At 42.9% G+C, this 15,309-nt stretch carries 12 protein-coding genes; 4 read left to right on the top strand and 8 right to left on the bottom strand.

Features of this window, described 5'->3' with window-relative positions:
• Window positions 1-7: 7 nt before the first annotated feature.
• Window positions 8-268 carry a 2Fe-2S iron-sulfur cluster-binding protein gene (locus SNE_RS05920; protein WP_013943459.1) on the bottom strand — a complete coding sequence of 87 codons (261 nt, stop codon included), beginning with the start codon at window positions 266-268 and terminating at the stop codon, window positions 8-10.
• Window positions 269-714: 446 nt separating this feature from the next.
• A complete protein-coding gene (locus tag SNE_RS05915; protein ID WP_013943458.1) occupies window positions 715-927 on the bottom strand; it encodes a hypothetical protein in 213 nt (70 codons plus the stop codon).
• A 483-nt stretch (window positions 928-1,410) separates the two neighbouring features.
• On the opposite strand from SNE_RS05915, the gene SNE_RS05910 reads away from it, so the two are divergent.
• Together SNE_RS05910 and SNE_RS05905 are read left to right on the top strand one after the other, a co-directional pair.
• A complete protein-coding gene (locus SNE_RS05910) occupies window positions 1,411-3,135 on the top strand; it encodes a hypothetical protein (RefSeq protein WP_041418845.1) in 1,725 nt (574 codons plus the stop codon).
• A gap of 422 nt (window positions 3,136-3,557) precedes the next feature.
• Window positions 3,558-5,675 (top strand): hypothetical protein, encoded by a 2,118-nt coding sequence (locus SNE_RS05905; RefSeq protein ID WP_013943456.1) that lies wholly within the window; start codon window positions 3,558-3,560, stop codon window positions 5,673-5,675.
• Window positions 5,676-5,970: 295 nt separating this feature from the next.
• Here SNE_RS05905 and lpdA read toward each other — a convergent pair whose 3' ends face one another.
• Genes lpdA through SNE_RS05890 form a run of 3 tightly spaced genes read right to left on the bottom strand, consistent with a single transcriptional unit; the run spans window position 5,971 to window position 11,234 of the window.
• The gene (lpdA, locus tag SNE_RS05900) at window positions 5,971-7,356 is read right to left on the bottom strand and encodes a dihydrolipoyl dehydrogenase (protein WP_148258967.1); all 1,386 of its coding nucleotides are present in this window, start codon (window positions 7,354-7,356) and stop codon (window positions 5,971-5,973) included.
• 12 nt (window positions 7,357-7,368) lie between these two features.
• Entirely contained in the window at window positions 7,369-8,502 is a 1,134-nt protein-coding gene (gene sucB / locus SNE_RS05895; RefSeq protein ID WP_013943453.1) for a dihydrolipoyllysine-residue succinyltransferase, read from the bottom strand.
• 2 nt (window positions 8,503-8,504) lie between these two features.
• A complete protein-coding gene (locus tag SNE_RS05890) occupies window positions 8,505-11,234 on the bottom strand; it encodes a 2-oxoglutarate dehydrogenase E1 component (RefSeq protein WP_013943452.1) in 2,730 nt (909 codons plus the stop codon).
• A 206-nt stretch (window positions 11,235-11,440) separates the two neighbouring features.
• Between SNE_RS05890 and SNE_RS05885 the strand changes: the two genes are divergently transcribed.
• The gene (locus SNE_RS05885; RefSeq protein ID WP_041419303.1) at window positions 11,441-11,899 is read left to right on the top strand and encodes a hypothetical protein; all 459 of its coding nucleotides are present in this window, start codon (window positions 11,441-11,443) and stop codon (window positions 11,897-11,899) included.
• Window positions 11,896-13,002, top strand: a complete 1,107-nt coding sequence (hemW, locus tag SNE_RS05880; protein ID WP_158307216.1) for a radical SAM family heme chaperone HemW — start codon at window positions 11,896-11,898, stop codon at window positions 13,000-13,002. The genes SNE_RS05885 and hemW overlap by 4 nt, the downstream gene beginning before the upstream one ends.
• On the opposite strand, the gene msrB is transcribed toward hemW, so the two are convergent.
• From msrB to holA, 3 genes are all read right to left on the bottom strand, one after another.
• On the bottom strand, window positions 12,992-13,375 hold the full coding sequence (gene msrB / locus SNE_RS05875; RefSeq protein WP_013943448.1) for a peptide-methionine (R)-S-oxide reductase MsrB: 384 nt from the start codon (window positions 13,373-13,375) through the stop codon (window positions 12,992-12,994). The genes hemW and msrB overlap by 11 nt on opposite strands.
• A complete protein-coding gene (locus SNE_RS05870) occupies window positions 13,375-14,082 on the bottom strand; it encodes an SAM-dependent methyltransferase (RefSeq protein WP_013943447.1) in 708 nt (235 codons plus the stop codon). The genes msrB and SNE_RS05870 overlap by 1 nt, the downstream gene beginning before the upstream one ends.
• 70 nt (window positions 14,083-14,152) lie before the next feature.
• Window positions 14,153-15,187 (bottom strand): DNA polymerase III subunit delta, encoded by a 1,035-nt coding sequence (holA, locus tag SNE_RS05865; RefSeq protein ID WP_013943446.1) that lies wholly within the window; start codon window positions 15,185-15,187, stop codon window positions 14,153-14,155.
• Window positions 15,188-15,309 lie beyond the last annotated feature (122 nt).

Here is a 15,309-nt window from a genome sequence, read left to right as displayed (position 1 = left end):
TATTCCTCTAATACTTGATTTTGACGCAGCCGCTTTTGATTTTGCATTGGCATGCAAGGCGCTCAGTTTCTTGCTCTCCTAAGAAGTCGAGCTCTTCTTGCGTAAATTCAGAAAGGTGTTCCATCCCTTCTTCAACTTCGATCACACACGTGCCACAGACTCCTTCTTCACAAGCAAAAGGTATTCCAGCTTCTTCGCAAGAAGGTTTGATTGGAGCGTTCTCTTCTAGTTCGATCTCTTCTTCTTCGTTAAAGATTAGTTTTGGCATGGAATCCTCATCTGTTTGAAAAGCTAATTTAAACGATCTATGGGGAATAAATCAAGTAAACCGATTGTCCTAAAAACTCTTCACCGCTACTCATCCAGTTTTTGACACCCTTTGCTTCTTCAAAATTTCGCCTTGTCTAAGAGTAATCCATCTTTTCAGAACTTTCCCATCAACAATCTTCTCTATTTTTGATAAAGCAAATTGCGCTCAAAAATTGGCTTACTTTCGATGAAGAATTTTTTGTTATGGAGCACTAGCGAATCAGCCCTTAAGTGAAAGTTCTAACTTGGGCTTCCTGCCTCAGTTGCCTTGAACTTTTCTCCTAGTAAGTCTTCTTTCACGAAATATTATTTGACCACACCATCTAAAACAAGGTTTGAAATTTGGATAGATTCATAGAGAAAACATGAGAGCAAAAAAAAGGTGGACCGAAGTCCACCTTTCGCTTAGAAACCCATTTGCGGGTTCGAACGAACATTCTCATTCGCGTCCTGCAAAAGTTCTTCTGCAGTTGCTTTCAATGTTTCAATCCCCTCGGGAAATCCAACATTGACAAGCAAACGATTCAAGTAAGTTAACTCTGCTTCAAGCATGTCTATTTTGCTTTCTTGTTTCGCAACTAAACGGACAAGTTCGTCCTTATTAATGGTTTTATCCATAGTGAAAGCCTCCTATTAGAGCTATATTAAAATATGTTCTTTCAACTATACTCTTCATTATAGTGTGATTCACACTATATTCTCAAATAAAAACAACTTAAATTAGTTAATATTAAACAAATTAAATTTTAGCTATGTTTTGTATACGCCACTGATTTACAGCAATTTGTGAAATCGACAATTAAAATGTTTATTCAATTATACAAAAAATAAACTATCTACGAAGTTAAAATTGAAATTACTCTGTTTGTAAAAGACAAAATTCGTTTTTGATAAAAACAGCCTCAGAAGTATATATAAAAACGATTTTCTATTATGTTTATTAATAAAAACTACCTAATTTAAATTGAATTTATTTACGAATTTTATTATTATTTTAAGCATATTGAACAAATAAAAAGAACTCATCAATAAGTTCGGTATAAATCATAATTTTTTATTGATGGATTCGAGAATAAAAGGTTTTTTTTAGGAGACAGGATTATGTCAAGCATCCTCTCATATCTGGGGTCTATGATTCCCTGGGGCTGGAGTAGCCACAAAGCAGACCCATCAGATTACGTCAAAATAGATCATACTGAAAATCAAATGGAACAAGGCCAACTTACAGGCCATCTAGAAGGACAAGTAAAAAATGGTGTTGATACTGAGGGTAGAGAAACTCCTTCTCTTTCAGATTCTTTGAATGCCAAAGCCGAAGTGATCAAGTACCCTGCGTTATCTGAATCCGACCGGTCAGAAGTCGAAGCTCGCATGAAAGAAGTTAAATCTCTTTATCCTGAGATACCCAAGTTCGAGGCTAAACCCTTTAAATTCGATGGGCCAGTCAGTCTAGTGAGTTCATCATCAGAATCTGATTCAGAAGAATTTGTGTTAGTTGGCAGTTCTTCGGACTCTACGTTTAAAAAGCCCTCGCTTCCTTCGACTGGCATTCCTCTGCCCTCTAGCGCCAGTAAAAGCTCAACAGGAACTTCAAGAACTGAATTAGAAACTCGCGCTGCAGAAGGAAAATTGGTTCGTTGGTGGGGGGTTTTCAACAGAAGCTTCAATGGACATTCCCTGGTTGGGTATAAAGAGTTTTGGAAGGCAATGGAAGCCTTCCCTTTCAGTCATACAGCGACGATATTTCATCGACAAGACCGTTCTATGGAAGATCATGTTCAGACTCATCGAGCATTCAATAAAGCTCATGGAGACTATCTGAAAGCTCTAGAAAAACCCGTCAAGGTGCTTCAAAGCGAAGTCGATGGACACTCTGTTGAGGACCAGGTGAAATATTTTGACAAAGCAAGTCAAGAAATCACGAATGTCACCTGGGTGAAGGAAAATAAAATCAGACGGGGAAAGGTCGAGCGGGATTTTAAATCAACGGCTCTTCTCAGCATGATCGACTCAATCGCTTCACGTGTCATCAGCTCCCCACCAGAAGTGCTCAAAGTAGTCAGCTACATCGATAACCAACTTCTTCCCTTCGCAAGAATTCGGGAGGAAAGAGAAGATAGTAAAGATGGGGTCTTTGCTCAACCGATTCAACATCACGTGGATGAAAAACGTGAAATCATCACTCTAGATATCCAGGCTCATAGAGAGCTAAACCAGTACAAAATGGAGAAAAATCGCTCAACTCTCTCTTCGCCTATTGCAGTGCAACAATACGCTACTGGGAATGCAATCTATGGGATGATTATGAACCGAGTTTTACCTGAGCTAGACAAAATTGCCCCGAAATCTCGAGAAGAGTTCATTCAAAAGGTCACTGAAAACCTCGCAGCTACGACTCAGCTTCTCAACGACGCTCTAGAAGGGAAAAGAAGCATCGATGCGAACTGGAAAAGAGACCTTAGAGAACTCTCAGAAGGGTATGACTTCTTAATGTGGCAAAATGAATGTTTAGTGCCCGATGAAAGGGCTCTTAGAGGAAGTTTAAGTAGCCACTCCCTGAGCTCGCAAGTTCAAGGGATCGTATTTGAGTACAAATTGATGAAAACAAGCGAGGCAAGCCTTCTATTGGATCCATCAAACAAGATCAAAAGAACTCTCTATCTCGAGAAGGTTAAAAAAGTGAGACAAGCCCTACCTGTACTTCAAGGGATTGTAGATACTATGGGAAACAAATTTGATACGGTTTTAAAGCTCAATGAAGCGTTAGCTTTTGATCCTTTGTCTCCAGACAACCCTATCCCATTAATAGAGAGCGACTTATCTTAAGTCGCTGATTATCAATCACCTCTCTCTCGGCTCTCAAAAGAGTCAGCTGAATGGACTGTTGAAACAGTCCATTCATTTTATCTAGACTAAATAATAAAATTTTTATTCAACATATAATTAAATTTTAAGTTTTACTAATTATAGTAATTTAAAATTTAAACTAAACAAAATTTGAATATTTAAATTTTTAATTATATTAAATGAAAAATAAATTAATTTTTACTGTAAAAGTTAATAATTATAATATGTTATAATATAATATCAAATTGCAAACGAAACAATAACAGAAATAGTTAAGAAATATTATGTTTTAATTTATATAAACTGTTGTTATGAATGTTAAGTTTTAATATAATAAAAGAACTTCAAAATTAAAAAACGCCTATTAAGATTATAATCTTTTTTAAATGGAGAATATAAAAATGTCAGAATCAACTAGAATAGCTCCCAGTGTCAATGTCGGTGCTATCAATCAGGCATTAGGACTTGACGCAGAGTCAAAAAGCTTGAATAAAGCAATGGATACGCTTCACAATGAGTATTCTTTCGGGGATACCTTTAAAAGCGAAGGTAATTACGCTGGAGTAAAAACATTTTTAAAAGTCGCTGCATTCGTTCTTACACTTGGCGGCCTTGGTGTGTGGGCATATAAAAACGTTTCACACATGAAAGACCAAAATGCGGCTCGCGAACTGATCCGTAACCCAGCAAACTTCTCAGCTCAAGTACAAACTCTACACACTGCTAAGAACTCAGTGAAAGATGCTCTAAAGGGCGAATTATCTGTTGATGTGCGGGATGAAGTTACTGTCGATAGATTCGAGGAAGGAAAAAAAGGGGTTCGTTCCCTTCAAGATACAGTCACTGGATTCCAAGGATCTGTTGAAGCTCTCCAAACAGCAATTGATAAAGTTGCTAAAGAGAGCGGTATGAATGCAGATGAGCGTCGCGCTCTTTATGGAGCATTTGTTGCATCAGCTATTGCTCAAGGCGATGGTCTTAGCAAGGTTGTGACAGGTGGATCGTCTCAACAAGCATTCGCAATCGAAGCTGCTAAAACAATGTGGTATCAAGGAAATGCTGAAATTGCTGGTAAAGACATCGCAGCAAAAATGGGACGCGTTCAAGATCCTACAGGTCAATCTCATCTTCAACGTATGGCGTCTCTTCAAGGTGCTACAGATGCATTTAACAAATTAGGAGACGATATTTTAGTTGAAGCTGCAAGAGTTGTTGCTATCAATACAAATGGTGCTACTGACCTAACTGGAGATTTAGATACAGCTAAAGCGAATCCTCTAGTTCTAAAGGAATTCAATGTGATCAGAGAGAAGTTTGCAGAGAATGCTGCTCCAACAATCAAGTCAGAAGTCAATAGCGCGATTGGACGGATCAACGCCGCTCGCGACATCAAAGCACTGAAGACGTCATTCTTAAATGATCGTAAGTCTGAGTTGCGCGATCTTGCTGGTAATGGCGAGAAGGGTGAAGCTCAACTGATCGACGCAATTAACTTCTTGGCACTTGATGATGATGCTAAGGAAGTATCAGCTAAGACTTTGGGTATTCCTCTTGAAACATTGCAAGCACGAAATGAAGCTCTAGCTGAAAACGCTCCTCAAGTGAGAGCGTCTCTCGAAGCTTCTAAGACTTTCTTAAGTCAGCTCAATGACAACTTTACGCAATATGTTGCTGAGAAAGAAAAAGAAGCTCAAGCAAATGCTGACTATGTTGGAGTTCTTCTTCAACAAACACCAGTTGCTAAAGGGATGCCGATTGAAGCTCACACTCAGCTCGTTCAAGCTCTTAAAGCCGGAAGAACTGAAGTTGAAGTTAAAATTCCAGTTGAAAATGAAGCTAAATTTGACTTTCCAAAAGTTACTGCTGCAATCGATCCCACAGCTCTTAAAGAAAGTAAAGCGCTTAAAACTACTGATTACATCAGCCTTCTTCAAATTGTTGCTGGATCAGGTAAAGATGAGACTCCTGGATCTCCAACTCTTACACGAGCGCTTCTTGACAGCTTACAAGAGAAAGGTCTCCTTTCTGGGGTCTTTACAGCTCTTAATATCGCAAATGCTTCTAAAGATACATCTGCGATTCAAGTGCAGATTCGTGAAGCTAAAAGCGCTGTTGATGTTGCTAAAGAAGCTGTTCGCAAAGCTAAAGAGTTTGAAGCTTCTCACCGCTTCAATACTCAAAGCTACAGAGACTCTGTTAAACAGAGAGAAGCACGCGAAGCCGAACTTCTTGAAGCTAACCAACGTGTTGCAGAGCTTGTTGCGCAAGAAAAAACAGCTAGTGCACACGTAGGTTCTAACGCATACGTTGTAGATGTCGTTCTTGATACATCAGCTTCTGCGTCAGCTCAAAAAATGGTCAAATCTCGCCTTGCACAAGGATTGAATGCGACATTCACTAAAGGTGATGGAGACTTAAAAGCACTTCGTGAAAAGCTTGCAACTGCAAACGTCACAACTTCATCTACTGATTCTAGCGAGTCAGCAGACGGAAAAAAAGACGCTGAAGGCGTTGCATAACTTGCGATAATTGATTACCATCAATTCATCTCATAAACCCGTGGGGTCCTCCCGCGGGTTTTTTATATGTACCCAGGTGGTTATATTTTTTTCTATTCTTGCTCCGTCTTTTTCCGCCTGGCAGCATGCTCGATCTCCGCTCTTTGCCAGACAAAAAATCTTAAAGCAATCATTCCAAAAGAATCTCCCCCCTCAGCTTATAAATAGTTTCTAACGCTACAAAGAAAATCAATCCAACGGAAGCCCGTTCAGGCCTTATTACGCATTTATCCTAAAAAAATGGGCTCAACACCCTCTACATGTGGATGGCTTTTTTGGAGATGGAAAGAGCCGCTTCTTTTAAGGCTTCGGACAGGGTCGGATGGGCATGGCAGAGATTGCCCAATTCAAAGGCTGTAACCCGCTTCTCAATCGCTAAGGTCGCTTCGGCAATAAGCTCGCCGGCATGGGCTGAAAGAATATGAACTCCGAGAAGGGTTCCGGTTTTTTGGTCGGCTATCATTTTGACAAATCCTTCGTCTTCACCGCTACAGCGAGCTCGAGAATTGGCCTTGAGAGGAAACTGCCCCGTTTTGATCGAAAGATTCATGGCTTTTGCTTCGGCTTCGGTTAGGCCCACAGCTCCCACTTCAGGATGGGTATAGACAACACTTGGAATTGCGATATACTCGATATGAGGGGTATGGCCAGCAATGATCTCTGAGACGACATACCCTTCTTCAGAAGCTTTGTGGGCGAGCATGGGGCCGTCGACAATGTCTCCAATGGCATAGATATGGGGCTGCTTGGTACGGAAGTTAGCATCAATGGGAAGAAATCCCCTTTTGTCAGTTTCTAGGCCGGCTTTATCGAGGCCAAGCCCCTCGGTGTAAGGGCGGCGCCCGATGGAGACGAGGGCGATATCGGCTGAGAATTGGACAGTTGTTTTATCGCTTTTCTCAGTTGTGAGAGTGACACCGGAGGGGGTGATTTCGGCAGAGGTGACTTTAGTCGAAAGGTGGAAAGTCATTCCTTGTTTAGTCAGGGCTTGCTGGAGCCCATTCGAGAGGCTTTCGTCAAGTGTTGGGCAAACGCGATCGAGAAATTCGATAAAGGTGACTTCGGTACCTAAACGGCTATAGACGGACCCCAATTCGACGCCGATGATTCCAGCTCCAACAACCACCATCTTTTGAGGGATCTTTTTAAGAGCAAGAGCGCCGGTTGAAGAAAGGACCTTTTTTTCATCAAAGGGAAGAAAAGGAAGGGGTGTCGGCTCAGAACCGGTTGCGATAATGAAGTTTTTAGCGGTGATTTCTTGCGTAGAGACAGTGACAGATGTGGGAGAGATAAAGGTCGCTTTCCCTTTGATGTGGGTGATTTTATTTTTCTTAAAGAGTCCTTGGATCCCCTGGTTAAAACCTGCTACCACTTGGTCCTTGCGCGACATCATTTGGGAAAAATCGAGTTTTGCTGAGGCATGGATCCCATGCTCTTTTGAATGGTGCAGAATTTGGGAATAGAGCTCTGATGATTGCAGTAGGGATTTGGAGGGAATGCAGCCCACATTGAGACATGTTCCCCCTAGGTTAGGTTCTTTTTCGATGCAGGCAGTTTTGAGCCCTAATTGCGCGGCGCGAATAGCTGCAACATAGCCTCCTGGTCCTGATCCAATGACAACGACATCGAAGGTTTCTGCCATGATCATTCTCCCCTAAAAATCTAAAAGCAGTCGGTCTGGTTTCTCAAGGAGCTCTTTGACTTTCACTAAGAAAGTGACGGCTTCTTTGCCATCGACAATGCGGTGGTCGTAACTGAGAGCAAGATACATCATGGGTCGGATGACGATTTGATCGTTCACGACGACAGCCCGTTTGACGATATTATGCATCCCTAGAATGGCGCTTTGAGGGGGATTTAAAATGGGGGTTGAAAGCATCGATCCAAAGACTCCCCCGTTTGTGATGGTGAAGCTTCCTCCTTGAAGATCGTCAATGCTAATAGAGCCTGAGCGGGCTTTTTTCGCATAGTCTTGAATGGCTTGTTCAATCCCTGCAAAGGTCAGCTCATTACAGGCGCGGATGACAGGAACCATGAGTCCTTTTTCGGTCGAAACAGAGATGCCAATGTGGTAAGAGTGATTGTAGACGATCTCCTCACCATCGATGAATGCATTAACGTCAGGTAGCTCTTTTAAGGCGGCAACACAGGCTTTGACAAAGAAAGACATGAACCCGAGTTTGACCCCATGCTTAGCAAAAAAGGTATCTTTTTCACGCGACCGAAGTTCCATGACAGAAGACATGTCGACTTCGTTAAAAGTAGTGAGCATGGCGGTATTATTTTTCACTTCGACGAGTCGCTTGGCGATTGTACGTCTAAGCCCACTCATCCGTTTACGCGTTTGACTCCCCTCTTTAACTGGCGCGGGTTTTGCTAAAGTCGGTGTTGGTTTTGGAGCTGGAGGGGGCGCCGTTTCTTTTCCAATCGAGGCGACGAATGAAGCTGGCGTTCGTCGAGCACCATCGCCTGAAGGGGTCGATGCTGGTGGTGGAGAAACCGGTTCTTCTTTTTTCTCGGCACTAGGAGCGGCTGGCGCAGAAGTTGCTTTTGCTGCTGGATCAATGGTTCCAATGACTTGATCGATGGCTACGGTTTCATCGACTTTGACGTGAAGTGTCAGGACACCTGCTTCGGATGCATGGACAACATGGTTGACTTTGTCAGTTTCTAGCTCGAGAATTTCTTCGTCTTTTTCGACATATGATCCACTCTCTTTTATGATCGTTGCAATAACAGCTTCTGAAACAGATTCCCCGGCTGATGGAACTTTGATTTCTACTACCATTCCTACTCAAACGCCTCGTTTAAAAATTTGGCTAGCTCAAATTTGTGCAACGCTCCTGATCCTGCAGCAGGAGATGCACTCCTAACTCTTCCGACATAGCGTAATTCGAGTTTTTCTGGAAGGAGCTTTTGCAGCTTTGGCGAAATGTACCCCCAAGCGCCCATGTTTTCATGCTCCTCTTGAACCCAGTAGCAGCTTGAGATCCCTTTATATTTTCTTAAGGTGCTTTGGATCTTCTCTTCATGAAGAGGATAAAGTTGCTCAATACGGACAATGGCGACATCAGAGGCTCCCCGTTTTTCCCGCTCCTGGACTAAGTCATAATAGACCTTACCTGTGCAAAATAAGACTCTATTTGGTTTATTTGGAGGACTTGGATCATCGATCACTTCTTGAAAGCTTGTCCCTTCGTCAAACGCTTCAAGCGGGCTGCTCGAAGGAGGAAAGCGAAGTAATGCTTTGGGAGAAAAAAGCATAAGGGGCTTTTTCATAGAGGTGATGCCTTGACGCCTTAAGATGTGGTAAAATTGTGATGCAGTTGAAGGGACGGCGACATAAATGCTATCACTGGCTGCAAGCTGCAAAAACCTTTCAATCCGCGCCGATGAGTGTTCGGGCCCCATTCCTTCATATCCATGGGGCATAAGTAATGTGAAAGAGGAATGACTCCCCCATTTTTGCTCGGCACTGACAACATACTGATCGATCGTGATTTGTGCTCCGTTGGCAAAATCCCCAAATTGGGCTTCCCAAATCACAAGTGACTTTTCATACACGAGACTATAGCCATATTCAAACCCCATCACTGCATACTCAGATAGTGGCGAGTTGTAGACATCAAATGAAGCTTGATTTTGAGCTAAATGATTGAGTGGAACATAGGTTTTTTGACTCTGTTGATCTGTCAAAATGGCATGACGATGGGAAAAAGTTCCCCTCCCACTATCTTGTCCAGACAGGCGCACATGCACCCCATCTGTTAGAAGGGAGGCATAGGCTAAATACTCTGCCATTCCCCAATCAACTACAGGAGTTTTAAGATCTCCTTCACTCATTTTTTTTCGGTCTTCAAAGATCCGTTTCACTTTGGGATGGATATTAAATTCAGAGGGAACAGCGCAAAACTTCTCGGTAAGCTCTTTCAATCGAGAAATGGGGATGCCAGATGGCACATGCTGCAAAAGTGGTGAGGGTTTTTGCTCTTTGGGAAGCTTTACTTCTCGCTTTTGCTTCGTAAGATCTTTGGTTGCTTGAAGCTCTTTTTCAAGCAGGGCTTTAAATTCATCTTCACAAGCCTGTGCTTCTTCTTTGGAAAAATTCCCTCTTTCGACACTTTGGTCCCGGTACAGATCACGGATGTTTTTCCGATCGCGGATTTTTTGGTAAGCCAAGGGTTGTGTGAAGCCAGGTTCGTCTGTTTCATTGTGCCCATATTTTCGAAAGCAGTTCAGTTCAAGAAAGACATCACAATGAAACCGTTGCCGAATGCGCATGGCTAAACGGGCTGCAGCAAGACAATTTTCCGGTTTTTCTGCGTTCAAATGAAAAACAGGGGCTCCAAATCCTTTTGCGATGTCGGTGCAATATTGGGTCGAACGGGACTCGTGAGGATGGGCAGTAAAACCGACTTGATTGTTAATGACAATGTGAATAGTTCCCCCTGTTGCATAGCCTGGAATATTGCAAAACTGCAAGGTCTCATAAACCACACCTTGCCCTGCAATCGCTGCATCTCCATGAATGAGAACAGGAACAATCGCGCTAGTCTTAAGAGAGCCTTCTTTTTCTTGATAAGCGCGCGTTTGCCCTTCAACAACTGGATCGACAGACTCAAGGTGGCTTGGATTTGCAGCTAAATGGAGCTGCATGGGTTTCCCTTTGGTTGTCTCAATTGTAGCTGAGTAGCCCATATGATATTTCACATCCCCTGTTCCTTGAACAGTGTCAGGGATATAGGTGCTTTCAAATTCATGGAAAATCGACGAGTAGGATTTGCGCAGGATGTTTGCCAACACATTGAGCCTGCCACGGTGAGCCATTCCTAAAACAAAGGTTTGAACACCTTCTTCTCCTCCTTCATCGATGAGCTCATGCATGAGAGGAATGATGGTTTCTCCTCCTTCGACTGAAAACCGCTTTTGTCCAGGGTATTTCATATGAATGAATGATTCAAAAACCTCAGAAGTATTTAAATGGTGCAAAAGGCGAAGCCTTTCTTCGTGAGACATGGGGTAAGAAAAATAGGGCTCAATTTGCTGTTGGATGAATTTTTCGACTTCAGGTGTTTGCATCCCCATGTATTCAAACCCTACAAAGTGACAGTAAGTCTGTTGCAAGGCTTCCACAATTTTAGAAAGAGGAGCCGTTTCTTCTTTCAAAAAGCCACAGGTCGGGAAGTTTTGACTGAGATCACTTTGCTTAAATCCCAAGGTTTCGAGTTTGAGCTCGGCGATTTCTTCTGGTTTGGGAGGACCGTCAGAGAGTGGATTGATGTGGGCTGCTCGGTGGCCGAAAATGCGGTAGGCTTCAATGAGGTGAAAGACTCTTAAATCTGGACTTGAAAGTGTTGGGCAAACTGTCTGGGCTGGCAAACGAGCGCCAAAAGCCATCCCTTCAAAGAAGCGCTGCCAAGAAAGGTCTACCTTAGATGGGTCTTCAAGATATTCTGAATAAAGCTGTTCTATAAACTTTAAATTCGCAAGATTTGCGTACTCAAAACGGTGATCATTCATGGATTTCCACCCCCAAACTTTCGTATATCATATCACCTACCTTTCGCCTATGAAATAATTTTTCTTTGAAAAAAGAAGGGAGAATCGTATAGAAGGAATGGCTTAAATAGGAACGCCCAAAGGCAGTATGGGACAATTGCTCTTCCATTTTTTTGAAGCAGTTGCTACCCTAGACGAAAAATTTACAACATTTTGATATTCTCATGATTAAAAGTGAAAGGTTAAAGAAATTAGAGTTAGAGCTTCAAGACCTCGACGAGTGGATGAAACTAGGACTTGTCCCCAAAAAAGATCTCGAAAAACATCAGCGTGAAATCGATGCCCTCGCCAAGAAAATCGAAGAAGAAAAAGATCGCCTGCGTGCCTTAAAGGAAAACGGTGATAGCGAAGAGTATAGCGTCCCTAAGCGGAACCCTCAGTCTCGCCAAGCCTATCAAGAACCTCACACGATGCCCGGCGTTGATATGGAAGGTGATAGCGGCCTCACAGATGCAGGTCTTGACTTAGAAACTGAATCTTACGACACAGAAAGTACCACCATGTCGGACGAAGGGACTGGAGAATCGACGATGTATGACGACGAAGAAGAGGAAGACGATCCTTTCAGTGACAAAAACCGTTGGCGTCGTGGAATCTTAGAAGACCCCGACTCAGATTCGTGGTGATCTCCCTTTACTTTCACATTCCCTTTTGCCAAAAAAAGTGCCCTTACTGCCACTTTTTTGTTGTCCCCATGCAAGATCAAAGCCACGCTGCTTTTCAGCAGGCCCTACTCAAAGAGTGGGAGCTTCGTCTCCCCCTGATTCAAAAGCATGAGATTACCTCCCTCTATTTTGGAGGAGGGACCCCCTCCCTTGCGCCTGGAGTGATTGAAACACTCCTAGAAAGGGCAGCCCTCTTGAAACTCTCCCCGAACTGTGAAATCACTGTCGAAGCCAATCCTGAACAAATCACTTCTGAGCTCATCCGCCGTTTTAAGACAATGGGGGTCAATCGCCTGAGCGTGGGCATTCAATCTCTTGATGAAGAGCTCCTAAAAGTCCTCGGACGGGGTCACACTGCTGAGGAAGGGATAAAGGCCGTTGAGATAATTGCTCATGAAGGAATTGAAAACATCACCATCGACTTGATGGATGAACTGCCCCATCAAACTTTAGAAAGTTGGGAAAACACCTTAGATCGAGCTACTCAACTTCCCATCACCCACCTTTCTCTTTACAACCTCACCTTTGAGAAAAATACCGTCTTTACAAAAAACGAAAAAAAGCTGCGTCCCCACCTTCCTCCTCCAGAAGCTTGCACTCAAATGTTAGAAATGGCCTGCTCAAAGTTAGAGGCATCAGGGCTTAAGCGGTATGAAATCTCGGCTTTTGCCAAAGAGGGATACGAAGCGATTCACAACACAGGCTATTGGACAGGCCGTCCGTTTTTGGGGTTTGGTCCCTCAGCTTTTAGCTTTTGGAATGGAAAGCGGTTTCAAAATGTCTGCCATCTTAAACGGTACTCTGAAATTTTAAACCAAGGGAAAGTCCCTATTGGCTTCGAAGAGTGTCTTCCCTATCCAGCCAATCTTCACGAGCAACTGGCCGTCCACTTGCGCCTCCATCGAGGGGTGAATCTAAGGACATTTCCCCTTCCATCAACGGCAAAACCCATTCTTGAGAAACTTCAAAATGAAGGTTTCATTCTGCAGAATGATCACCAAATCTGTCTAACGGAAAAGGGGCGACTTTTTTATGACTCTGTCGCAGAAGAAATCATCCTTTAAATTTTAAAGAAGTCGAGTTCATACAATATCTTTTGCCTGTAGGTGGTGGTCCATCCTCAAAGACATGTCCTAGGTGCGACTCGCAGTTGCTGCATAAGACTTCAATACGGACGCTAAATAAAGAGCGATCTTCACGATATGAGACAGCATCAGGGGAGATGGGCTTGGTATAACTCGGCCAGCCTGTACCCGAGTCAAATTTATCTTCCGAAGAAAAAAGAGGCATTTCACACCCTGCGCAGCAGTAACTCCCCTTTTCATGGTGATCGTAATACTTTCCTGTAAAAGGAGGCTCTGTCCCCTTTTTTCTGAGCACTTTATACTCTTCAGGAGTGAGCCGTTTTTTCCACTCTTCATCGGATAATTTAAACATCATGCCCCTACAACAAATACTGCTGGTTTTTTCTTTAAGTCTGGAACAAGCCCTTTTTTCCAGCCCTTCACTTTCTTCACAATCACTTCTTGATCGGGCAAAGTCAAGTTCCAAGCAACACAAAGTGTCGTCTCATCACTTAACTCCTCAAGCAAGACTGAGAGAAGTTTTTCTGTTCGGTAAGGAGCCTCAATAAAGATATGAGACTGATCTTTGAGTTTTTCAATAAGGGCGACTTTATTCTTCAATGGTTTGGGCTCACGAGGTAGGTAACCGTGAAAGGTAAAAGCTTGGCCAGAAAGACCTGAAAGCATTAAAGCTAAGACGATCGATGAGGGTCCTGGGTACGCTTGAACAGGGATGTTTTCTCTTCTTGCAAGCTGAACAAGTTGAGCCCCTGGATCGGCTAATACAGGTAGCCCACAGTCAGAAATCAATCCCCAACTTCCTCCGCCTTTTAAAAGCTTGAGGAGATGTTGAAGGTCTTCATTTGTAGAGTGCTCATTGAGAAGATGAATAGGCACATCCCGAAATGTTTTAGGTTCTTCATAAGAGAACCGTTTCAAAAAGACGCGCGCCCCCTTTTCACTCTCTGCAATGATTCCAGTCAAAAGAGGAACAACATCTGACAAAACAGGGGTGATAAATCCTCTTGAATCAAGTTCGGGATCAAGTGCATTGGGAAGTAGTATCAATCCTTTAACCATTAGCCATCCGGGTTTTATATTCAAACAACTTCAAAAATTGGATTGAGTGATCTCACATTTCTGAAATCACTTAAGATCGACGTATTCCGAAAACTTTGGCGTTATCTAAAGCCGATTTTTTAAGTTGTTTGAGTATAAGTCCTCCAATAAAGCGGTCGAAGAGAAGAGGCAGATCTGCAACTTTCATCCTCGATTGCAATTCAAGTTCAAAAAGATCTTTGAGGCCTTCCTTAAAATAGTCAACAGAAAGTGTTTCGGCGAGTCGTTTATATCGATCGAGAGATTTCTGCGGAAGCTTGGGATACTCTTGCAAGAGTTGCTGCTCTTCTTTTCTTTTCATGCACGATGCAATGACGAGCCCCAACTGGAGTTGGTAACGGAGTTGGCCAAGAAATGAATAGAGTTCTTGTCCGTCTAACCGGTGCAATGTCGGAAAATGGATGTCACCACCCCAAATCATCGCTTCGGAAAGTTGCCATCCTTTTTGGGAAACTTGAAGGGTTGCAATTGCGCGCACAGCTTGCAAATCAATTTCAGGGGCATCGCCAACGTAAGTTATGAGTTTTTGCACTTCTTGTATTAGAGCTTCAAAATTAGTTGAGCAAAACTCAGAAAGATAGGCAGCTGCATCTGCAGACATCATCTTGCCGCCTCGCTTCACTTCTTGAAGAAGCCAACGTTTTAATCGATTTGTCCGTTCCCAAGGCTTTTCCTGAGATAGATCAAGAAAGACCATCTCTTTTTTGAGGGGCTCATAAAAACCAATCTCACTCCCTCCACAGATCACATGCATGCCGTCGGGCAGGTCCGTTAGTCTGGTTTCAATAAACTCCCCTTTCTTGATCTTTTCAACCTCGTCATAGATTAGAACTCTTTTCGAAGCAAAAAGAGAAGGAGAATCTAACTCCTCTATAAAAGTTGCAAGAGAGGTTTCACTGCTGCGCATCCAATGAGCTTCACCGCCGATTTGCTGAATCAGTCTTTCAATCACAAACTGCCGTTCAAAAGGGTCTTCGAGCGCCACCCCGTAAAGAGGAGAAGGATGCTCAGGAAGCGATTCATCTAATTGTTTTTCAAAGGCTTCTGCCTTAACAAACTTCATCATGTCCTTCAAAGTACTCAGGAAAAGAAGGATAGCACAATCTTGAATTTCCCACTATCACCACCCAAGCTATTCATAATATAATACATTTGAAGAGCCTTTCTGCCAAACTATTTATTTAACTC

Source organism: Simkania negevensis Z (assembly GCF_000237205.1).
Classification (GTDB): Bacteria; Chlamydiota; Chlamydiia; order Chlamydiales; family Simkaniaceae; genus Simkania; species Simkania negevensis.
Note: the sequence above shows the minus strand (reverse complement) of the source record. Positions and strands in the feature narration are given on the sequence as shown.

Coding starts and splice junctions, on each gene's coding strand:
- SNE_RS05920 (WP_013943459.1), bottom strand. CDS start 268: ATGCCAAAACTAATCTTTAACGAAGAAGAAGAGATCGAACTAGAAGAG.
- SNE_RS05915 (WP_013943458.1), bottom strand. CDS start 927: ATGGATAAAACCATTAATAAGGACGAACTTGTCCGTTTAGTTGCGAAA.
- SNE_RS05910 (WP_041418845.1), top strand. CDS start 1,411: ATGTCAAGCATCCTCTCATATCTGGGGTCTATGATTCCCTGGGGCTGG.
- SNE_RS05905 (WP_013943456.1), top strand. CDS start 3,558: ATGTCAGAATCAACTAGAATAGCTCCCAGTGTCAATGTCGGTGCTATC.
- lpdA (WP_148258967.1), bottom strand. CDS start 7,356: ATGGCAGAAACCTTCGATGTCGTTGTCATTGGATCAGGACCAGGAGGC.
- sucB (WP_013943453.1), bottom strand. CDS start 8,502: ATGGTAGTAGAAATCAAAGTTCCATCAGCCGGGGAATCTGTTTCAGAA.
- SNE_RS05890 (WP_013943452.1), bottom strand. CDS start 11,234: ATGAATGATCACCGTTTTGAGTACGCAAATCTTGCGAATTTAAAGTTT.
- msrB (WP_013943448.1), bottom strand. CDS start 13,375: ATGTTTAAATTATCCGATGAAGAGTGGAAAAAACGGCTCACTCCTGAA.
- SNE_RS05870 (WP_013943447.1), bottom strand. CDS start 14,082: ATGGTTAAAGGATTGATACTACTTCCCAATGCACTTGATCCCGAACTT.
- holA (WP_013943446.1), bottom strand. CDS start 15,187: ATGATGAAGTTTGTTAAGGCAGAAGCCTTTGAAAAACAATTAGATGAA.